This is a genomic window from Thermaerobacillus caldiproteolyticus (genome assembly GCF_015326725.1).
GTDB lineage: Bacteria > Bacillota > Bacilli > Bacillales > Anoxybacillaceae > Thermaerobacillus > Thermaerobacillus caldiproteolyticus.
The window spans coordinates 1,305,661-1,328,150 of sequence record NZ_CP064060.1; the positions used below are offsets into that span (position 1 = coordinate 1,305,661).

Below are 22,490 nucleotides of genomic sequence, written 5' to 3' on the forward strand. Positions count from 1 at the left end.
AAGAAGGAAGCGTTAGCATGCCTAACGCTTTTTAATTTGCAGTGGTCTGTAAATATAAGCGGACGCTATATACACGTTATGGTTCGTTTTTACCGTCTGATTTATCGTTAGTTTTTTGCCTCCCAATAGCTTCCTTCTCCAAAAAACTCCGTACACACTCCATTTAGAGACTGTAGCTTTTCTATAAATCCCTTTACATCACAGGTATGAAAAGTATCATGCAGTTCACGCTTTTCTTCAGTAACCGAATAAACATGAACTTCCATACATCCGTCCCATCTGATATTCGCATCGAATTGGCCGTCTTCACTTTCCAATTCAAGTGCAACTGTTGCCCCATCCTCGTTTTTATGCTGAGTCTTAATGATCCACATAAAAGCACTTCCTTCTTGTCGATTATACTTATAGACTGTTTTACTGTAATATATCTTAAATTCCAATGGGGAGAGACAGTAAGAAAATGTGAGGGAGCAAAGTGGCTCCCTAGTATTTAGTCTGTAATTTGATTTAATGCGGAGATAGGTGAATCGGTAGAAGTATGTTGATGTACCCATTCACGAGTTTTATTCAAAACTGCCGATTGGTTTGGAATTTGATCACTATGTTGTGTAATCCAATTCATGCAGTACTGCGGGTCAATATTGTGCTTCAAGCACTTGGATAAGAAAGATTCAACGTTCGATTCATTACAGTTTTTCTATGTCCCGCACGTTTTGCGCCAAATGTCTTCCATTGTTTCCTGTACGGAAGGAGCATCCGTGGAGTTGATCATGTCGTTTTCCTTTGTCATATCACTTCTACCTTTCATCCGTTAGCATCGTCATTTACAGTATGTCCAAATGTAGCATTTATAGTAAAAATTAAGCCATGTTTGCTGTTTTTTATCCCATGAAAGAAAGAAGCAAAAGTAATGCACGAACGACACAACCAGCTAGCTCACCTTTGTTGTTTGATTTTTCCCTTGCTGTAGTTGATACATTTGATAATACTTTCCTTGCTTTTTCATTAATTCCTCATGAGTGCCGCGTTCTACAATGGTGCCGCGATCTAATACAAGAATTTGATCAGCATTTTTAATCGTAGATAAACGATGTGCGATAATAAAAGTTGTTCGTCCTTGCTTTAATACATCTAACGCTTCCTGAATAATTGTTTCGGTCTCCGTATCGATGTTAGCTGTCGCTTCATCAAGCACTAAAATCGCTGGGTCAAACGCTAATGCCCGAGCAAATGAAATTAACTGACGCTGTCCCGACGATAACGTGCTCCCTTTTTCAATAACCTGTTCATCAAACCCTCTAGGCAAGTTTTTCAACAGTTCCTCTGCACCAATGTCACGAAGCGCTTTCTCTACTTTTTCGCGAGTAATGTGCGGATCATTTAAACCCACATTTGAAGCAATTGTTCCCGTAAACAAAAATGGGTCTTGCAAAACAATGCCCATATGCTTTCGCAACATTTGTTTTGGAATTTCTTTAATATCTTTGCCGTCAATTAATATTCTCCCCTTCTGAATGTCGTAAAAGCGGAAAAGCAAATTCATAATCGAGCTTTTTCCAGAGCCGGTATGACCGACAAGCGCGATGGTCTCCCCTTGCTTAGCCGAAAACGAAATATCTTTTAATACATACTCGCCTTCTTTATAGCCAAAGTACACATTTTCAAAAACGACATTCCCTTGATAACGCGGCATTTCTCCTTCATACACATCGATGCCTTCTTCATCGAGAAGCGTAAAGACCCGCTCTGAAGCAACAAGCGCTTGTTCCAGATTGGCCAGCTGATTGACCATCCCTGTCACTGGTTGGAACAAGCGGTTTAGATAGTCAACAAAGGCGTAAAGCACCCCTAAAGAAACCGTATGATTGCTTAGGGAATCACCTCCGAAATGCCAAATTAACACAATAAAAGCTAAGTTGCGCAATACTCCTACTAAATTATGCGATGTTAACGCATTTAAACTAAGGAGCTTATTTTGATACGTGAAGTGATCTTGGTTTAACTCTTCAAACTCCCGCTCCGTTTCCTTTTGCCGACGAAATGCTTGAATAATGGTCATCCCTTGAATCGATTCATTAATCATCGCATTAATACCGCTTATACGGGAACGGATGATATGGTTGTACTTAGAAGCGTACTTGCGGTAAATCTTTACCCATATTACTAAAATTGGAATTAGGAATAAACATACAAGCGCCAAGCGAATATCTAGTAGAAACAGAGCGACAAAAATACCGGTGATATAAATGACACTGGTAAAAAACGTCGCTAATACGGTTACATATAGCTCGCGAATCGCCTCTGTGTCATTGGTGACGCGGGCAACGATTTTTCCTGCTGGCAAACTGTCAAAATAACGAATCGGCACCCTTTGAATGTGTGCGAATACATCATTTCGCATTTTTTGAATAATCCGATTCGACGCCGTTTGCAAATAATAGCGTTGTCCGTATTGGAAAATCGTTGCGGCAATTAATAATCCTAGGTAAATGAACAACAAATAAACGATACGATCTATTTCTGGCTGATAAAAACCTAGGAGCTCTTGGATGGATAGCTTTCTCGCTGGATATACTGCTTTTTGCTCACCGCGGCTAATTGTTAGCGTTCCATTTTGAATGGATCGCTCTCCATCAAACTTTATTGCACGATCAATAAAGTAATAATCTCGGCCCACTTGCAAAATGCGCACTTCTTTTCCTTTCTGTTCTTCTTCTTCGAAATGATCCTTGCGTTTATACCATTTATCTCTATATAAAATGGTATCTTCTCCTTTTTTTGTTTCGTACCATGAAAACTCAATCCCTAAAATATGCTTATCAATGATTTTTTTAGCAATAAATGGTCCTGTTAATTCGGCAGCAACTGAAACTGAGAGCATAAGCAGCGCGACAATAATATTTTTTTTATACTGAAGGGCATACGCAAATAACCGCATTCCTACATTCATATAAGCACCTCGCTTTCTTCCACTTCCTCTACTTGTTGATGAATAAATTGTTCTTTGTACCAGCCATCTTGTGCCATTAGCTGTTCGTGTGTGCCTCCCTCCACTATCTTTCCGTTCTCTAGAACGATAATCCAATCCGCATGGCAAACAGCGGATAAACGATGCGTTGTAATAATAGTTGTTTTGCCGGCACGTTTGAGACGAATATTATTAATGATTGCCGCCTCCGTCTTTGCATCAACAGCTGAAAGAGCATCGTCTAAAATTAAAATTTCTGGATTCATTAGCAGGGCACGGGCAATCGAAATCCGTTGCTTTTGTCCCCCTGATAATGCAATTCCTTTCTCTCCTACTAACGTATCTAGCCCTTCAGGGAGCATACCTACATCTTTGCGGAACGATGCTAAATCAATCGCTTTATTCAGTTCTTCGTCCGATGCATCTTTACGACCAAACAAAATATTTTCTTTTACTGTTTTGGAAAACAATACATGATCCTGCGGAACATAACCAATCCATCCTTGAATATCCTCAATCGGAATCCGCTCAATTGGTACATCGGAAATCATAATGTTTCCTTCACCTAACGGGTATTCCCGTAACAATTGCTTCACTAACGTTGTTTTCCCGCTTCCTGTTCGTCCGACAATTCCAAGCGTTTGCCCTCGTTTTAACGAAAATGACACATTCTCTAAATTATTTACTTTGGATGACGGATAACGGAATGTAACATTGTCAAACACAATAGATTCAGGCTTTTTCACTGAAAGCGGCTGCGAATGATCTTGCACATCGGGAACATAGGCGAGCGTTTCATTCACCCGATCGAGCGAAGCACTGCCGCGCTGCATAACATTAATTAATTCGCCAATGGCAAACATTGGCCAAATCATCATCCCTAAATACACGTTAAAAGAAACGAGTTCTCCAAGAGTGATTTCTTTATGAAACACCAAATAAGAGCCGTATCCTAATCCGATTAAATAGCTCATTCCAACAAGCACTTTAATCGTTGGATCAAATAACGAATCAATTTTCGCCACTTTCATATTTTTGTTGTACACATCTTCTGTCAATGCTTGAAACTTCGCTTCATCCGCTTTTTCTTGCACATACGCACGAATGACACGGACACCGGAAATCGATTCAAGCACATAGTCATTCATTTCACCAAACGCATCTTGCGCCTTTGTGAAGCGTTCATGAATTTTTTTTCCGTAAATATTCATGGCAACCGCCATAATTGGTAGCGGCAAAAATGCCGCAAATGTCAACTTCCAGCTAATCAGAACGCCCATTGTAAACAAAATAACGAGCATAAATACGCTTGAGTCAACCATCGTTAAAATACCGAAGCCTGCTGTCGTCGAAATCGCTTTTAAATCATTCGTTGCTCTCGCCATTAAATCTCCAGTGCGATTTTTTTCATAAAAGGTTGGTGTCATCTTAAGCAAATGTCTCATGAAGCGCGAGCGTAATATTCTCTCTACTAAAAACGCACCACCGAACAGCTGATACATCCATGTATAATTCACACCGTAAATAACAAACGCTAATCCTAATAACAAAAGCGCATACAGAAACAGTTTCTCTTTTGTTAAACCGCCGATATAAATATCATCAATTGCTATTCCAATTAATTTGGGCGGAATCATTTCTAAAGCGCCACCCAAAATTAAAAGCATAATAGCAACCGTATACCGCCTCCAATGTTGCTTAAAAAACCACCCCAGCTTCCACAATACCGAAAACACAATAAGTCATCCCCTTTTCTTTTTTTCAACGATTACTAACCGCTTTCCATCTCTCCAATAGACAACATGAACGTCCCTGATATCACTTTCATCTCTCATTCCTCCCTTGACATTTTTCTTTATTGAACGACGGAAAGATAACAGTCGACCTAACCTGTAAGAACACAAATGGTGATTATCCACTATTTTATTAATAAATCGTCATCGTTTTTCACCTCCTTCCATAACAAAAACCGCAAGGAAAAGTAATCTCCCTGCGGTTTAAGGCACAAAAAAGCCGCAGGGAAACGATCTCCCCCCTGCGGCGTTGGCTACCTCTTTCAAAGAATAAAGGCAATAACATAATCGGAAGGACGAATCGTTCGTACCTGTTCACTTGTACGCTTTACACTTTTCATCATTGTTGTCATTGTCTTCGTCCTCCTTCCTAAATCATGTTATAGAGTAAATTATATCCAAAAAAAAAAAATTAACTTGTAAACTGTTTTTTTTAAAAACTTATTAGTTGAACAAATTTTGGTTTATTTTGCACCATCAGCTATTTCAGGTTTATGCTCTTCCACATGTTACGGGTTGCTTTTCTGTTTCTTGTATTGTTTTGATGATTATTTAGCACATAGTTCTATTTTTTTATAATTTCTAAAAATAAACAAAAAAATGTTCCCCATCTTTTTTCAGCAATCAGGGGGATTCCATCTTCACGGTTTCTATTCGTTTTTTCGCCGTCTGAAATAAAAAAGCCGGTACAACGTGAAATCGTGTTGCCGCTTATGTGCTTGACAACCGGATTATTATGTAAAGCAAATGAGTGGATATTCTCAAAACATAAGGGTTTGTCGCTGTTTTTTTTAGTAGATCAATAAGTTGAGTTAACGTTTTTTTCAATATCTTCCCACTGTTCTGTGACAAAGCAGCACCAATGTTGGTCGAGCCAATCAGATTTAACGTGGCAAAGCCACGTGATTTTATATTGTCGTTTGGCTTCCAATGTTGAGGGGATAACAATGATGTAAGAACATGTCTAATTTTTGGCACAGAAGTAAAACCTACATAAACAATTCCATCTTTTTTGTTACTCTATATAACGCTTTAACCGCTGTATCACGGTCGTGCTCTAATTGCAAACGATACAATCGGTCCTATCATTAGTAGAGCATCAAACTGGTCACTCTTTAATACACTTAGGGCTCTTGCATCTGCAACATAAAATCCATCAAATTGATTTATTAATCCTATCACATTAGCTTTTTCCTTAGCGTTTCAACTAATTTTGGTATAAGGTCTGTGAGTGTTACCTTATATCCATCTTGTCCCAATCTGATGGCATATTTACCTGGTTCAGCCCTATTATCTAGAGTTCCCCATGTTTTTGGTAGGTGCTTTTTTATGTAATGCCAGTTTATTTGGAATTCTAGAGGCTCACGGTCAAGCCCCCCATTCATCAAATGATGAGTAATAATCAATAATAGTACCCATAAATTGTTCACCCTTTTCTCAAATCCCTTCGCATCTTTTAAACCTAAACCATTCTTGAGCCATCTTTTGTCGTCCTTCTGCCATAAAGCAATAGAGGAAACTTGGGAGTGCCAAGTTTCCTCTATATTATTTTGATTCTGCCTTCGCAAATTTTTTACAACTAATATTTTTATGTATGGAAACCCATGGTCTATTATTTTCCCAATGAACTTTCATCGTCAATTGAAATGTCTCTGATAAAAATTCATCTGTTAATACTTTCTCTTTTTGTCCCGCAGCTACAATTTGTCCCTCTTTTAACAATAATACGTGGGTCATCTCTTCTATAATTTCTTCAATATAATGAGTGACATATAGTACGTGACATTGTTGATGTGCAATAATTTCTTTCGTTAATGATAAAATATCTTCCCTTGCTAAAATGTCTAATCCTATAGACGGTTCATCTAATATAAGCAATTTCGGTTTTGCCATTAATGCTCTTCCGATAAGTACCTTTCTTTTTTCTCCTTCTGATAATGTGTCATACGTTTTCCCTTTTAAGTGATCGATTCGAAAAGATGTCATTAGCTGTTCAGCCTGCTCTCGATCCTCATTGGTCACATTTTCGTCTAATCCTATCGTAGCAAATTTACCGCTTATCACAATATCCTCTACCGTTTCCGGATCTTAAAGTTTGATTAAAACGGTCAAGAGAACTACTAACAAACCCGATTTGCTTTCGAAGCTCAGGCAAGTTCGTTTGTCCGAATTTATGTCCTAAAACAGAAACTTCACCTTTTGTCGGATATTGATAGCCTGTTACGATATTTAATATGGACGTTTTCCCTGAACCGTTTAAACCTAATATGGCCCATTGTTCCTTTTCTTTGACTTCCCAGTTTATATCCTTTAAAATAACTCGATTTTCTCTTATCAAGGACATATTCTTCATGTTTATAATATTTTCCATTTTATACTACACCTCTATTTTTAAGAATATTATAACAAATCAATCAATATTATCAAATATCCTAAGTTCATATAAGAAAAGTGTTGATTTCAATTGTTCCGCTGTGTGGCGAACCTTTTCGTTGTCATACGCGGCATCGCCCAATACAAATTCGATATCCGACTGCTGCAAAGAAGCAAGAAGTTCTAGCGCCACTGCCGCATCATCTTATGAAGCCCATACTTTTCTGTGATAGCTGGTGAGTAAAAATTCTCCATCGGTTTAGCTAATTTCGTCGCATTTGTGAACTCCAGTAAGTTCTATATATGTATATATTTTTGTGTTATGATAATCAGTCCCAAAAACAAGGATTTCTTATTTAAAAAGATAAAATTGTAACAGTTGACAATCTGTTTCTAATCACAGATAATACAGTAATAGGAACGTACATTCGCTCGTTTGTCGAGACTAGAATTTATGTCGTTCTTACATGCGATAAAAGGAGCTGGTTGAAATGAGAAATTCAAATCAAAAAATTACTACGTGTTTCATGTTCAATGGCAAGGCTGAAGAAGCAATGAATTTTTACGCCTCTGTATTTGATCAATCAGAAATAAATAGTGTTTTCCGTCATGAAGATGGAACAGTATTACATGCTACATTCACATTAAAAGGACAAACGTTTATGGCTATTGATAATAGCAACAAGCAAGAGCACCCTTTTACTCCTGCAATGTCACTGTTTGTAACATGTGATACCGAAGAAGAAATAAATAGAGTTTTTGAGCAGTTATCGCAAGGTGGCAAAGTTCTAATGCCATTAGCCGCTTATCCATTTAGCGAAAAGTTTGGTTGGGTGGAAGATAAATATGGTGTTTCATGGCAATTAAACCTTGCAAAAAGCTAACTGTTAGTTGACGTCCCATTTTGAAACAAATACAAGATTAGAGAGGTTATTTTTATGTCATCAACAAACTCGAATCCATCCATGGCTTCCCTATTACGTAATCGTTTTATCCAAACGATTATGACAGCCGGCTTGTTTATTCAGGTTGGCATTTGGGTACGTAACTTTGCGATTCTATTGTTTGTCACCGAGAAGACAAATGGGGATGCGCTTGCCGTCTCACTCATATCGGTGGCTGAATTTGCACCGATTTTTATCTTTTCCTTTATTGGGGGTACGTTCGCAGACCGTTGGCGGCCAAAACGAACGATGATCTGGTGCGACCTCTTAAGCGCTATATCGATATTTGTCATATTAATGGCGCTTCTGTTTGGCACGTGGAAGGCTGTTTTCCTCGCAACATTCGCCTCCGCGATCCTGTCGCAGTTCTCTCAGCCTTCGGGGATGAAGTTGTTCAAAGTACACGTTCCAGGAGAACAAATGCAGGCGGGTATGTCATTATTCCAGACAATGATGGCCATTTTCATGATCATCGGTCCGATATTAGGCACCTTCGTCTTTCAACAATTCGGTATCTATATCTCTATGGCGATAGTAGGTATAGCTTTCCTATTATCTGCTCTCGTACTGACCTTATTGCCTCCCGACCGGATAGAAAAGAAAGACGAAAGCGAGACATCGATCTGGCATGAAATAAAGCTCGGCTTTCAATATGTGTGGTCGCGCAAGATTCTTGTGACTTTAGGAGGCGGCTTCATGGCTGCCGGATTAGGGCTTGGATTAATCCACCCGTTGGCCATCTTTCTAGTAACAGAGCGCCTTGGTCTGGAAAAGGATTACTTGCAATGGCTGTTCACCGCTCATGGGGCAGCGATGATCATCGGTGGCGCTGTGGCGATGGTATTCTCCAATCGGATTGCGCCGCACATCCTACTGATGCTGGGGATGGGTGCGATGGCTGTAGGAATTTTTGTGATGGGTTGGTCTACCATGTTCTGGCTTACTTTGCTGGCTGAGTTTATCATCGGTCTATTCATGCCTGCTCTCCATATCGGTATTAATACGATTATACTGAACAATACCGACGAAACGTTCGTAGGACGTGTTAACGGCATATTGACCCCTCTGTTCATGGGTTCGATGGTCATCACGATGAGCTTGGCTGGTCTGTTGAAAAAACAATTCTCCCTAGTCACGATCTATCAGACCTCTGCCGCACTCTTTGTCATTGGCATTCTGGTCATGCTCCCGATGTTTCGAATGCTTAAAACGGCTGAAGCCGAATAAATAATTAACAAAGCCCATTAACTAGCCGTGCCGCGGCGTAGTACCTCAGATGATAATTTGTGTCTATTAAAATATAAATAAGCTGTTTGACATATTATGCTTATTTCAGCTTGTCGATAAAGTCGGCAAGCTGTTTTATTATGGAGGCAGGACGAATGGAGGGAAAGAACGATGCTTCGACCAGCGACACCAAGATAATGTGCTCTATACCGAAACGACAGTGAAATTGGATGATCTGGTCCTATAGGATCACTTGGTAAGAAAACTAGATGCAGCCATTTATTGATATGGTGAAAAATCTCTATTCTCCTGATCATGGATGTCTGAGTATAGATCCAGTGATGTTGTTTAAAATGTATTTAGGATTCGCTCGATGCGCGAAACTATCGAACAAATCCGAACCAACGTCACCTACTGTTGGTTTCTGGGACATCCCGTTCCCCATTACTCGACGCCAAGTAAAAACTATACGCGTCGTTTCGTTGGAACGGATTTGTTCTATCAGATTTTTTTCGGATATTGAGCATATCCTTTCAACATGGATTGGTAGATCCGAGTGTCGATACCATAGCTGGTTGCTTATAAATTGTGTTTTTTTAAACTAACATTCGATTGTGAAAGCATTTCTTTGATTGGTGAGTAAAGTTTAACTGCAATCCAGTATCCCATAAAAAAGCCGACTCCATTTAGTATCACATCATCAATATCTACTTTTCTTCCAGTTCCTTGAAAAATATTTTCTATTAGTTGAATCAATTCGATTAAAATCGGGATGGAAATAGAGGTAATCAATACTGTTTTAACAGTTTTAAGTTTATCCCAGATTACTGTTAGGTAAAAAGACAATGGCAAAAGTAGCAGAGTATTCCCCATAATGTTCTTGACTAAGGATGTATAATAACCGTACTTTGTATCGAATATTGCCATATCTATTAACGAAGCGAAGGGAATAATATTAATATTACTAGAAACCGCTTGACTTGTATCTATTGCTCTCGGATCAATATAAATAGGGAAAAAGAGTAAGAAAATAGCGTATAGACAATAGTTTAAAAAAATGTATTTTGCTAATACACTCCAAAAATTAAACTCCTTTTTTCTTATGATCACAAACGCTTGAAATATCACAAATAAAATACTAGCTAGAATAAAATATACAGGTTTGATATTAATCATAAGATAAACTTGCTCCTTTCAAGACAAATCACGAGGATTAGCCAGCATCCATATAACCTTACCTGTTACATTAATCCCATCATTTGATTTAGAAAAATGGAAACAATCATCACCTGCACCTACATTAGTGAAAATGCTGGTATCGTCAGCTAAACAATGATAGTAAACCGTTCCCACTAAAACACTCTAATAAATAAACACGAGGAGAAACGAATCAATTTGATAGATGGTTTAGTCTGTGAATAAAACAGGAATGTTCAAAATCCTTTTGCTTCGGATCTTGTTCTTCATGGGGTAACCATCTTGAATAGCCATTTTCGATAATAAATCCTAGCTGTACATCATGTTTTAAACATGATCGGCGATTCTTTCTTTATTTTCGAGTTGCAATCTAATATCAAATCGCAAAAAACGTGATATTCCTGTTTCACCAGCCAAAGGCGTAACGTCTTTAACATCCCCGTTCCACCAATTAAAGGAGCGTGTTTCATTTTATCCTTTTCTTTTGTTAACGAAATCGAAAAGCACTATTCAACAATTGCAATGACAATCAGTATCTAAAGGTTCATATAACAATAGTTTCGATAGCACAAAATCAAAATATACACAAATGCCACCAATTATTGAATTTATAGTTTTTTATAAACAAATTCCCTGTACTTCGTAAATCCATGTTTTTTGTAAAAGTCTTTTGCAATATTATTTTCAAACCAATAATCCAATTCAATTACATCTATTTCGTTGTTTTTGGCAATTTCATAAACCTCTTCCATTAATCTTGAACCATATCCCTTTTTCCTTTGGGATTTTGCTACACTAATCTGATGAACATATACAGATTTATACGCCTTTTTAAAAGCAGTTTCTGGATATTTTCTAATCTCTATCCAAGCATAACCGAGTGCTTCTCCGTTATCTTCTAACAGAAGAAAAATAAAACTGTCGTTATGAATAATACTTTTAAAAAATTCTTTAATTGCCTCATAGTTATATCCTTAAAATATTTAGGGTACAATTCAAAATGCAGATCGTGCACGGGTTTATTTAATTTTGCAATTATCTCATAATTAGTAGTTTGAGTAACCTTCATAATTCCTCCCCCTTTTTTTACATTATAAACTTTATAGTATCACACTAACATTATTGGTTAATAATTGCATTGATCTAATCCTATTATTCAAACAAGACAAGCACTATTTCTTATCTCTAATTATAAAAGATAAAAGTACTACTTAAATAAATAATTCCATTTCACTGTTTTTAAAAATAAATCCCATATTTTTATATAATGGTATTCCATCATCAGATGCATGTAACCAAATTCGTTTTACCCCGATTTTTTTGCATTCCTCCATACAATGCTCTAACAATTTTCTTGCTAAACCTTTCCCCCGATATTGAGGAATCGTATACATATTCAGTATATAAGCTTCAAGTCCCTTTAAATTAGCTAAGTAAGGTGGGCGTTTAAATAAAACCATCCCACTAATACTTATAACATTATGATTTGATAAAGCTAAAAAGGAAATAAACTCATTATTAGAAAGTGCTTCCTCTAAATATTTTTTTGTAGCTGTTAGGACAAGAGTTTCCTCTTGTCCAGACCGTACTTCTCCTAATTCCTTAAAAAGTTCCAAACGCAACCTTACAATTTCTTCTATATCTTGAACTGTTGCCTTACGAATCTCGAATTGCCAATTCATTATAAACATTCCTTTCATTATATACATATAAAAACAAATTCTCTATCCAAATTGATATACCCTCTTCAACTAAACTGCTCTTCTTTTCGTAACGCTCTACTTTGATTCGGTCTTTATGTCTTTAGAATGGAATAAATGAGTCCGCCATCTTCCTCTACATAAATAACTAATTGTTTTGGTTTTACTTATATTTTCCGTGTATCATTACACTTTTAGCAGCCTACGGTACATGATCCATATCAATACTTACATAGATTCACCGTCCTTTTTTTTCTGTTTCGTATCGTACCGTAATCGTATCTTTTCTTTCAGACTTTTTTCTTTGTGAAGAAGTTCAGACACAGGTTGAATAATTCCTTCACCGAATTTTCGTTTTAACTGTTCAATGGCATTCAACAATGGTTCATCTTTCGCATCTTCTTCAAAGCTGAACAAATCTAATTGTTTGGTAGATTCTTTTTTATCCAATACATCCAAAGCAGTAATCCCCAGCAACCTCACCGGATCTCCGTTCCAATGCTGTTTCAATAGCTGCACCGCATACCTAAAAATTTCCTCTTGTTCCTGAAACGGATTCAGCCATGTTTTACTCCGAGTAACCGTCTGAAAATTAGCGTAACGAATAGTAATTTGAAGAGTGGAGGAAACCACTCGCTTCCTTTTCATTCGGCTGCTGACTGAATCAGACAGTCTACGCAACACTTCAATGAGAGTATGTTCCTCAGTTACATTATGAGAAAGGGTGGTGGAATTGCCGATGGTTTTCCATTTAAGAACGGCTTCCGGATCAACCGGACGGTGGTCTATTCCGTTTGCTCGCTCCTGTAAGTAAACGCCTTTGATGCCAAGTAAGTCTTTTAATACTCCTTTTTCCGTTTTTGCCAATTCACCAATAGTAAAAACACCAATGCCTTTTAACTTTTCAGCTGTTTTTTCTCCAATCCCATGCATCGATTGAACAGGCAATTGCCAAAGTACTTTTGGCACATCCCGTTTGCGAAGAACCGTAATTCCTAATGGTTTTTTCATATCGCTCGCCATTTTTGCTAGGAATTTATTAGGAGCAATCCCGATGCTGACGGGAATTTTTAATGTTTCTAACAACCCTTTTTGAATTTGATGAGCGATTTCAAGAGGAGAACCCAACGAATAGCAATCTGTTATATCCAAGTATCCTTCATCAATAGAAGCAGGTTCTAAAATAGGCGAAAAGGTGGCTAAAAAATTGAAAACTTTCGTACTCATTTCTCGATATAGGTCAAAATCAGGTTTCAGGATCACCAAGTGAGGACACTTTTTCTTCGCTTCCCACAAAGGCATAGTCGTATATATCCCAAAATCATTCTTCGCTATATAGTTTGCTGCCAAAACGATCCCTCTGCGTTCTTTCGGATCTCCAGCCACTACTACCGCTTTTCCTTCTAATGATGGATCCCGCGCGATTTCACAGCTACAGTAAAAGGCATTACAGTCAACATGGAAAATAACACGGCCATTCTTCGGGTACATGGATTTCATGCCTTTTCTTCCTTTCCATTCGTTTTTTTACACTACATTGATTTTTTCGCATCAGTAAAATCCCAAGATAGGGAAGATCATTACAAATTAAATTAACAGGTTCATTTCAAGGAGGGAAAAGAAAAATCGTCTAAAATAGTACTTACTCTGAATTTGACGTTGTTATTGATGATTTCTGCTTGGGAATCAGTCAATCTTGTTAGTTACATGACATCGGGTCCTAAAATCATTGAACCAGCAGATACGCCAACAATGATTACGTTATTTTCAAATAGTTCTTTTACCACTCTTTTTTAGATGACGGAATAAATAGAACGGATTACCACCGTTAATGTAAATAGTATCGTAGTTTTTCAAACAATCATTTCCATCAAACTCAACATCTATAAAATCGACTTTAGCAAAATTCATTGATAGAAAATCTCTCTTAGCTTTAATGGCAATGATTTATGTTCAATAGAAGCAGTAGTGATAATTCCTGCTTTCATCTTGCTTGGCTCTTGATTTAATAATTGATTACATTCATTTCTTATGAACTCCGTGTAAAAACCAGAAGATGTTAAAAGTAATTTCGTCATTTCCTACCACCACCTATCGAATGGTTCCTAAAGAAATTTTAACATTAAATCCCAATATCATCATAAAAAAATCATCCTGTAATTTGCAGGATGATTTTTTAAATAGATTATATCATTTAGAGTAGATTCTCTGTTGGTGATGCCTAGTCTTTGCAAGCCATCCATGTGACATCTTGAATGGTAAATAGAAATAGCAATCATTTTAGTAATATGAATTAGTTGTAATTTTATCTTATTAGTTTTTTGATTATTTAGCACATAGTTCTATTTTTTATGATCTCCCAAAATAGAATAGATGAACTGCAATTCATAAACCTCATAGGTTTTGATTGTTCAACCATGATTTAACACAATCAATAAGCTTTTTGGCGGCTGGAAAAGTATTTTTCAGAGATGTTGTCCGCAATCTCTATAGTACGAATAACGATCTCCTTCTAAATGAATTATTTGATCCACGAAACAAAAACATTTCAGGAAATACACTGATTCCAAGAACATTTTGTACTATCGCTATATAATAGCTCGATCTTCGGTTGCTTCATATTTTGATCTTTGGTAACACTTGATTTTCCTTCTAAACTGGTGACGGGAGTCGTAGCTTCATCCTGTTTGGACGCTATCAAGTTAACTACTTCTATTATTTAATTGAACTACACCATACTTTTTACGCTTAAGGCACGATCACTATCCTTTGGCCTTGAAAATCCGTGCGCTTCCAAACGCTTTCTATATCTTTAAGAGGGACTGTTTCAATGTCCATGCTCAGCTTTCCTTCCTTTATCCACGCCCACACTTGATTGGTGGCTTCATTGATCGCCTCAGGTGTCCAACCGGCAGCTCCTCCGAAAATCTCAAGCCCCGAGGTTCGCAATGCATCCGCAGAAAGTGAGATGGTCGATCCAGCCTTTTCTCCAATCTGTACTAGTCGCACCCTCCGCGACACCGGAACGAGTTCATGAGGAACGAACGTTTTGATCAGTATTTCCGTCGGACGTCCCCACAAAAAATCGAGGATGACATCATAACCCTCTCCTGCTTCCTTTATAAATGAATCTGCCAGTTCCTCATCGGACTGCTTGAGATCAATGACAGCGTCCGCTCCCAGCTCCAAAACCCGTTTCATTGACTCCGGATTGCGGCCTGTTCCAACGACCCGCCCCGCGCCTAGAAGCTTGGCGATCTGGACAGCCAGCTTACCGGATACTCCCGTCGCCCCATTGATCAGAACCGTTTCGCCTGGTTGAAGCTTTGCCCCCCATTTCAGCGGAAAGAGAGACGATAATGCCGAAGCCGGAAGCGCTGCGGCCGTCACGGCGTCAATGCCTTCGGGAACGGGAACCGTATTCGCTTTCGGAACGATTACCTTTTCAGCCATTGCCCCGTACGGCGGTTTTATGCCGCCGAAGCCGACGATTTTGCCATCGGGAAGCTCGCCTATTCCGTCAAAACCGACTATAGCTGGAAGTTGGGAGAGGAATTGACGGCTGGCGAAATGTTTCCCTTCTGCCATCATTTTATCCACATTTTCTAATGCGACCGCTTTGACTTGGATGAGCACTTCATCCGGACCGGGAACTGGATCAGGGAACTCTTCGTACCGGGGCACTTCTCCGAATTTGTGTAATACTGCTGCTTTCATAACATTTCTCCTTTCAGTTTGCAGTTTACTTAACACTGTTAAATTTAACGGTGTTAAGTAAACTTGTCAAGTGTTTTGTGGTACAATGCCAAGTAGAATAAATTGATAATTTAGTTGAACTCTTCGATTGCTAAAACAAAAAGCAGTCTTGAAGATGAAACTGTCGAGGAGAGAAATACGATGGCATTAAGAAAGGAACAAATTATAGAAGAAGCATTGCAATTGCTCAATGAAAGTGGTCTTGAGGGCGTAACACTGCGAAAACTGGCTAAAAGACTGGGAGTTCAGGCTCCAGCTTTGTATTGGCATTTTAACAATAAGGCTGCTCTGGTTAACGAAATGGCCGAAGCTATTTTGCAGACGGAATTTGCCGATTTACAGCCACGAGGCGATGGCGATCCTTGGCAAGAGTGGCTTATCCATACTCTTAACCGTTTGCGTAAAGCAATGCTCTCGTATACCGATGGCGGTCGTGTTGTCGCGGGAGCGCATTTATCATTAACGATGGCTAAAATATCTGAAGTGGCTATACACTCACTTCATAGTGCCGGTGTCAGTCTTCGGAAATCCCGCTTGATTGTTCTGACTGCTACTCACTACACCTTTGGGTATGTAATTGAAGAGCAAACTCCTCTCTCTCCGGAAGGACTTAAACATTTTGATCTGGAGAAGTTTAAAAAAGATCACCCTACTATGGTGGCAGGCATAGAAGAATATTTTACTTCAGGACGTACGGTTGATGATCTCTTTAATGACGGGCTGAGGATTATTGTTGGTACTTATGATGAGAGAAAATGAGGTCTTAGAAAACAGTTGTTGACCTCACGCTGGCAGTGATTTTAGGGAATTTGTTTAAAGACGGATCTCCAAATTCTCTTACTCCCTTCTGTCTAAAAGTAAAAGACAATTATTTTATGGTTGGAATCGAAACGCCAAAAGCGGATAAAAAACTACCTGTATAAACAAACCGGGCTATTGATCCTTTTACTTTCTAAGAATGTAGAAACCTCAAAAACAACTAGCCCGATAATTACATAAGGTTGTTGTTTTTGGGGTTTTAATTATTTAAGAGTTTGAAGAGTTCATATTATTTCAATAAAAAATCATGAGGGAAAATTCCCTCATGATTCCAATAATAATTGCTCTGGATCTTCGAGAAGTTCTTTTACTTTCACTAAAAAACCAACTGCTTCTTTCCCGTCAATAATGCGGTGATCATATGATAATGCTACATACATCATTGGACGGTTTTCCATGCGCACTTCATCGATGGCAACAGGACGAAGTTGAATTTTGTGCATTCCTAAGATGCCGACTTGCGGTCCGTTTAAAATTGGTGTGGACATTAACGAGCCAAACACCCCGCCATTGGTAATGGTAAAGGTACCGCCTTGCAAGTCTTTTAAGCTTAATTTGTTTTCGCGCGCTTTTGTCGCTAAGTGCAAAATCTCTCGTTCAATTTCAGCAAAATTTTTCTTGTCCGCATCGCGCACAACAGGAACCACTAAGCCTTCGTCTGTCGATACGGCTACCCCGATATCATAGTATTTTTTCACAATGATTTCGTCACCTTGAATTTCCGCGTTTAACAGCGGATATTTTTTCAATGCCGCTACGACTGCTTTTGTGAAGAAAGACATAAAGCCGAGCCGTACATCATGTTCTTGATAAAACGCATCCTTTCGACGTTTGCGTAAATCCATAACCGCTGTCATGTCAATTTCGTTAAATGTTGTAAGCATCGCCGCTGTGTGTTGAACTTCCACAAGCCGTTTCGCGATCGTTTGACGGCGTCGAGACATTTTCATTCGTTCCACTGGTTTTTCCGGTTCAAACATATCAGGTATCGTCGGTTTGACTGCTTCCACAGTTGGTGCCGATTTAGCCGGTTGATTTGAATACGCTTCTACATCTTGTTTACGTATACGGCCAAACGGATCAACTGGCGTCACTTTGGATAAGTCAATTCCTTTTTCTCGGGCTAGTTTTCTCGCAGCTGGTGAAGCAACCGGTCGTTGAGTTGGTCTTGTGACAGATTCTTCTTTAACGGGCTCCTCTTTTACAGCTATCGGTTGGCTTGGTTCTTCCTTTTCCGGTTGCTGTGGTGGTTCCTCTTCTTGTGGAACGTTTGCTTCTGCTTCTTCTGACACAATGGCGATTGTATCCCCTACTCTGACTGTATCCCCTTCATTAAATAGTAATTTAGTGATGACCCCTGATTCTTCAGACATTAATTCGACATTGACTTTATCGGTTTCTAACTCCGCAATCGGCTCTCCTTTATGAATAAAATCTCCCGGTTGTTTGAGCCATTGAAAAATAGTCCCTTCCGTTATCGATTCTGCTAATTCTGGTACTTTGATTTCTGCCACTGTTATATCCCCTTTCGCCATTTTCGTTTGTATTTTGGTCATTCAAGAGTTACGAACGTGTGAATGCCTGGTTAATAATTCGTGCTTGTTCTTTTTTATGAACAATCGGATCGCCTTCCGCCGTACTAGAGCGTCTTCTGCGACCGATATAAGAGACTTGAACTCCCGCAGGCGCCAATGTAAGCAGTCGAGGCTCTACAAAGTTCCAAGCTCCCATATTTTTCGGCTCTTCTTGCACCCAGACTATTTCTTTTACATTCGGGAACTGCTTGATGTAACGAGAAATTTCCTCCATTGGGAATGGATATAATTCTTCTACCCGTAAAATATGGAACCAATCCTTGTCTTTCACTTCTTCTAATTTTTCCGCTAAATCAATCGCGATTTTACCCGAACATAGGATTAAGCGTTCGACTCTCTCGGCATCATGTCCTAACCCTGGTTGTGGCAACACCGGTTGGAAGCTTCCTTTACTCAAATCCGATGCTCCTGATACGACCAATGGATGACGCAATAAGCTTTTTGGAGCCATAATGACAAGCGGCCGCACTTCTTCTTTTTGTAAAATCAATGCTTGACGACGCAAAATATGGAAATATTGCGATGATTTCGTCATATTGGCGACTGTCCAGTTATTTTCAGCAGCTAATGAAAGAAACCGTTCCAAACGGGCACTTGAATGCTCAGGTCCTTGTCCTTCATACCCATGTGGGAGCAGCATAACAAGACCGGATTTTTGTCCCCATTTCGCTCTTCCCGATGCGATAAACTGATCAATGATGACTTGGGCGGAATTCGCGAAATCACCGAATTGCGCTTCCCACAGCACTAACGTTTCGGGAGCAAATACGTTATAACCGTATTCAAACCCCAGCACACTCGTCTCGGACAACGGGCTATTATGAATCGCAAAAGACGCCTTACTGTTTGATAGCTGATGCAGCGGCGAAAATATTTTTCCTGTTTTGTCATCATGTAAAATAAGATGACGTTGGGCGAACGTTCCTCTTTCTGAATCTTGTCCTGTTAGTCGAATTGGAATTCCATCTTGAAGGATGGTGGCAAATGCTAGCGCTTCGGCATGCGCCCAATCGATTTTGTTCTCTTGAAAAGCGGTAATGCGCCGCTTCAAAATTCGTTCCAATTTATTAAATACGTGAAACCCATCTGGCCATTGCACAAGTTCGTGATTTACTTGTTCGAGCACATTAACAGGTACGCTTGTATTGATTTTCGGAATGCCTTTTTCCGCTACTTCCGGTGGATTCATTTCATAATCGAGTTCTTCCTTTAAGTCCGCCACTTTTCTATAAGCTGCTTGCAGTTTCTTCTCCACTTCTTTGGCAAAGCGATCAACTTCCTCCGTTGACTGGATGATCCCTTGCTGTTCCAGTTGAGTGGCATAGAGCTGGCGAACAGTCGGATGTTTACGAATAGTTTGATACATTAATGGATTGGTCGCGGCTGGTTCATCCATTTCATTATGACCGTGACGACGATATCCAATTAAATCAATTAAAAAATCTTTCTTAAATGTTTGTCGGTAAATAACGGCTAAATGAGCGGCTGCGAGCACCGCTTCTGGGTCGTCTGCATTAACATGAACGATTGGAATTTCAAATCCTTTTGCTAAATCGCTCGCGTATTTCGTAGAACGGGAATCTTCACTTTCCGTCGTAAATCCAATCATATTGTTCGCAATGATATGGATCGTGCCGCCTGTTTGATAGCCTCTTAACCGGCTTAAATTTAACGTTTCCGCCACTACCCCTTGTCCTGGAAATGCCGCATCACCATGGATTAAAATGGCAAATGACTTATTCTCATCTTGTTCAGGAAAACCAGGCTTGTTGCGAGTTTCTTGAGCGGCCCGCGTATAGCCGACAACCACAGGGTTGACATATTCCAAATGGCTTGGATTATTAGCTAAGGTAATAACGGCCCGGACAGTGTTCTCTTTCTTAATTTTTCGATCTAATCCTAAATGGTATTTGACGTCGCCCGTCCATCCATATGTAATGCCGATAGAACCTTCGGATGGAATCAATTCCTTATTTGGTGCGTGTTGGAATTCCGCGAAAATCATTTCATAAGGCTTTCCTAATACATGCGCCAGTACATTCAACCGACCCCGATGGGCCATTCCAATATTAATCAGCTTTGTTCCTTTTTGTACAGATTCTGAAATCATTTCATCGAGTAATGGAACTAACATATCAATGCCTTCAATAGAAAAACGTTTTTGCCCAACGAATGTCCGATGTAAAAATTGTTCAAATACCTCTACTTCGGTCAACCGTTTTAGTAGTTCCATTCTCTTTTCATTAGAGATAGAAGGTCGATAGCTGCCTGACTCAACCATTTGTAATAGCCATTTTTTTTCTTCTACATCTTGAACATGACCAAATTCAAACGCTAGTTTGGATGTATAGACCTCTTTTAAATATTGAATCGCCTCAAACGCATTTTTAATATGGTTAGGCAAATACACACTTATAATGGAAGAAGGGATAGATTTTAAATCATCTTCTGTTAATCCGAACCTTTGAATATCAATATGACACGAATCTTTTTCAGACGTTTCTAATGGATTAATTTTGGCATCCAAATGACCGAAAGTACGAATATAGTCGGCTAATTTGACTGCCTGAACATATTTTTCTAACAAGTTTGCAGGTACATTTGTGTGATGTACAACGTCTTTCGGGTCATCATCGTTGTTAGTGCCCTGAAACTCGGGAGGCCCCCATCGGTCAAACCACTCTTTCAATTCTGGATCAACCAGACTTGGATTTTGTAAGTACTGTTCGTACATTTCCATGACATATCCAAGATTTGGACCGTGAAACTTTTCCCATGGATTTCTGAAGCTGTCACTAAGCGTGTTCATTTTTGAATACCCTCCAAAGCTAATTAAATACGCCTTACATAATTGATTGATCCCCTTTTGTCCACACCAGTTCTAGTGTTAAAAAGGATGTTGCAAAACTAGAGTATGCACAAGAATGCAGAACAGCGAGAAACCTAACCAACGCGGTTGTTCTCTAAAGGCCACTGCATTTATATATGCACGGATGATATGTTTTGCAACACGTTCATGAAAGATAAAACGATTACATTTCCATTTTACTACTATCTTGATAAAAGTCAAAATAATATTCTTTTTCTCACTTTTTCGTCTACGTAATTGCGTAAAAACAAAGTATAGAAAAAGCCATGCCGCTTCCTCTTTGATAGAATCAAAGTTGACTAGAATAAGAGAAAGCTGTCATGGCTTTATCCCCTTATAAAAACTTTAAATAATACTCCACTCGATTATACCAGTCATTTTCACCATATATTTGAAGCAACTACTCCCAGTAAAATTCCGATCATAGAGCTTGATAGTGTTCCAATCAGATAATATTCGGCAAATTGTTTATGTTCAAATTGCTTAAATCGGGTTAATGTTTTTAACGCTGCTAAAAAGGCAAGTCCCTGTGGTAAATGAATCATCATTAGGATCACGATGAGAGTCCTCTCTAACATGCCGATGATTTGACCAATTTTTGCTGGTGAATCATGAAAGTACTGTTCCGTTTTGATAGTGATAATTTCTGTTTCTTTTCTTCCATCACTTTCATATTTCGTTTTTACTTCTGTCTTTTCATCTGATAAGCGGTATATTCCTTCTTGTAATTCGTTGTTTGGAGCAATATTTTGCAAGAGAATTCCAAGGAAATAACCAGCTCCATAGGTGGCTAAGATAAAGATACAAATAGTAGCGGTAACCTTTTCATAAATACTAGCATTACCTGTAAACATCACATAAAATGCTTGGATATTTGACGTAGCGGCCGCGAAATAACGAAGTACCAAAATAATTGACAAAAAATGAAGAACCTGATCAATGAGAAACAACAATGCTTGACTACCTACTCCATTTATTTTTTTGCTTAATTTCATTTTTCCGTAATCAATGACATAATGAGAAATAGCGATCAAAAAAACGGCTTGTCCAAATGAGCGAAGGGTCGCACTAGTAATGGATGGACTGGCAAGTGCAATCAAGAGACAAGCCATTCCCATTAAAATAGCATGAATGGCAACATGCTTGACTAGTGTAGCTATAAGGTTGTCCTTTCTCTGCTCTATTAATTGATCCGATTGGAAAATAAAATCCCCTAACAAATGAGCAGCGTAAAAATAAATCCACAAAT

The 22,490-nt window shown here is 38.8% G+C and carries 17 protein-coding genes and 3 pseudogenes; 4 read left to right on the forward strand and 16 right to left on the reverse strand.

Translation table 11 applies throughout. The features are described 5' to 3' along the window. Positions 1 to 107: 107 nt before the first annotated feature. From ISX45_RS06385 to ISX45_RS06415, 7 genes and pseudogenes are all read right to left on the reverse strand, one after another. Positions 108 to 374 carry a hypothetical protein gene (locus ISX45_RS06385; protein WP_181556934.1) on the reverse strand — a complete coding sequence of 89 codons (267 nt, stop codon included), beginning with the start codon at positions 372 to 374 and terminating at the stop codon, positions 108 to 110. 557 nt (positions 375 to 931) lie between these two features. After that, positions 932 to 2,950, reverse strand: a complete 2,019-nt coding sequence (locus ISX45_RS06390) for an ABC transporter ATP-binding protein (protein ID WP_194520297.1) — start codon at positions 2,948 to 2,950, stop codon at positions 932 to 934. Next, on the reverse strand, positions 2,947 to 4,704 hold the full coding sequence (locus tag ISX45_RS06395) for an ABC transporter ATP-binding protein (RefSeq protein ID WP_194520298.1): 1,758 nt from the start codon (positions 4,702 to 4,704) through the stop codon (positions 2,947 to 2,949). The genes ISX45_RS06390 and ISX45_RS06395 overlap by 4 nt, the downstream gene beginning before the upstream one ends. 622 nt (positions 4,705 to 5,326) lie before the next feature. Further along, entirely contained in the window at positions 5,327 to 5,518 is a 192-nt protein-coding gene (locus tag ISX45_RS06400; RefSeq protein ID WP_194520630.1) for a DUF1572 family protein, read from the reverse strand. Positions 5,519 to 5,939: 421 nt separating this feature from the next. Continuing rightward, positions 5,940 to 6,329, reverse strand: coding sequence for a hypothetical protein (locus ISX45_RS20040; protein WP_323744662.1), 390 nt, complete (start codon positions 6,327 to 6,329; stop codon positions 5,940 to 5,942). Then, positions 6,307 to 7,132: pseudogene (locus tag ISX45_RS06410) on the reverse strand (ABC transporter ATP-binding protein). The gene ISX45_RS20040 and the pseudogene ISX45_RS06410 overlap by 23 nt, the downstream one beginning before the upstream one ends. A gap of 93 nt (positions 7,133 to 7,225) precedes the next feature. Continuing rightward, positions 7,226 to 7,339 (reverse strand): annotated as a pseudogene (locus tag ISX45_RS06415) (ISNCY family transposase); the annotation flags it as partial. Between the two features lie 286 nt (positions 7,340 to 7,625). Between ISX45_RS06415 and ISX45_RS06420 the strand changes: the two are divergent. The 3 genes and pseudogenes from ISX45_RS06420 to ISX45_RS06430 all read left to right on the forward strand — a co-directional run. Next, the gene (locus tag ISX45_RS06420; protein ID WP_181556933.1) at positions 7,626 to 8,018 is read left to right on the forward strand and encodes a VOC family protein; all 393 of its coding nucleotides are present in this window, start codon (positions 7,626 to 7,628) and stop codon (positions 8,016 to 8,018) included. 54 nt (positions 8,019 to 8,072) lie between these two features. Next, the gene (locus ISX45_RS06425; RefSeq protein ID WP_194520299.1) at positions 8,073 to 9,305 is read left to right on the forward strand and encodes an MFS transporter; all 1,233 of its coding nucleotides are present in this window, start codon (positions 8,073 to 8,075) and stop codon (positions 9,303 to 9,305) included. A gap of 247 nt (positions 9,306 to 9,552) precedes the next feature. After that, a pseudogene (locus tag ISX45_RS06430) lies at positions 9,553 to 9,819 on the forward strand (transposase); the annotation flags it as partial. Between the two features lie 65 nt (positions 9,820 to 9,884). Here the strand turns inward: ISX45_RS06430 and ISX45_RS06435 are convergent. From ISX45_RS06435 to ISX45_RS06460, 6 genes are all read right to left on the reverse strand, one after another. Next, on the reverse strand, positions 9,885 to 10,481 hold the full coding sequence (locus tag ISX45_RS06435) for a VanZ family protein (protein WP_194520300.1): 597 nt from the start codon (positions 10,479 to 10,481) through the stop codon (positions 9,885 to 9,887). 629 nt (positions 10,482 to 11,110) lie between these two features. Further along, positions 11,111 to 11,458 carry a GNAT family N-acetyltransferase gene (locus ISX45_RS06440; protein WP_323744673.1) on the reverse strand — a complete coding sequence of 116 codons (348 nt, stop codon included), beginning with the start codon at positions 11,456 to 11,458 and terminating at the stop codon, positions 11,111 to 11,113. 255 nt (positions 11,459 to 11,713) lie between these two features. Beyond that, positions 11,714 to 12,184 (reverse strand): GNAT family N-acetyltransferase, encoded by a 471-nt coding sequence (locus ISX45_RS06445; RefSeq protein WP_194520301.1) that lies wholly within the window; start codon positions 12,182 to 12,184, stop codon positions 11,714 to 11,716. A gap of 246 nt (positions 12,185 to 12,430) precedes the next feature. Then, positions 12,431 to 13,702 (reverse strand): DNA polymerase IV, encoded by a 1,272-nt coding sequence (locus ISX45_RS06450; protein WP_181556929.1) that lies wholly within the window; start codon positions 13,700 to 13,702, stop codon positions 12,431 to 12,433. A gap of 407 nt (positions 13,703 to 14,109) precedes the next feature. After that, a complete protein-coding gene (locus tag ISX45_RS06455) occupies positions 14,110 to 14,280 on the reverse strand; it encodes a hypothetical protein (protein WP_194520302.1) in 171 nt (56 codons plus the stop codon). Between the two features lie 670 nt (positions 14,281 to 14,950). Then, positions 14,951 to 15,919: a quinone oxidoreductase family protein gene (locus ISX45_RS06460; protein ID WP_194520303.1), complete on the reverse strand. Its 969-nt coding sequence runs from the start codon at positions 15,917 to 15,919 to the stop codon at positions 14,951 to 14,953. 180 nt (positions 15,920 to 16,099) lie between these two features. Here ISX45_RS06460 and ISX45_RS06465 point away from each other — a divergent pair, with 180 nt between their 5' ends. Next, a complete protein-coding gene (locus tag ISX45_RS06465; RefSeq protein ID WP_194520304.1) occupies positions 16,100 to 16,717 on the forward strand; it encodes a TetR family transcriptional regulator in 618 nt (205 codons plus the stop codon). Positions 16,718 to 17,040: 323 nt separating this feature from the next. Here ISX45_RS06465 and odhB read toward each other — a convergent pair whose 3' ends face one another. The 3 genes from odhB to ISX45_RS06480 form a co-directional block, all read right to left on the reverse strand. Continuing rightward, positions 17,041 to 18,291: a 2-oxoglutarate dehydrogenase complex dihydrolipoyllysine-residue succinyltransferase gene (gene odhB, locus ISX45_RS06470; protein ID WP_194520305.1), complete on the reverse strand. Its 1,251-nt coding sequence runs from the start codon at positions 18,289 to 18,291 to the stop codon at positions 17,041 to 17,043. Positions 18,292 to 18,340: 49 nt separating this feature from the next. Next, positions 18,341 to 21,181, reverse strand: a complete 2,841-nt coding sequence (locus ISX45_RS06475; protein WP_194520306.1) for a 2-oxoglutarate dehydrogenase E1 component — start codon at positions 21,179 to 21,181, stop codon at positions 18,341 to 18,343. Between the two features lie 440 nt (positions 21,182 to 21,621). Beyond that, on the reverse strand, positions 21,622 to 22,488 hold the full coding sequence (locus ISX45_RS06480; protein WP_194520307.1) for a DUF3307 domain-containing protein: 867 nt from the start codon (positions 22,486 to 22,488) through the stop codon (positions 21,622 to 21,624). Positions 22,489 to 22,490: the final 2 nt, after the last annotated feature.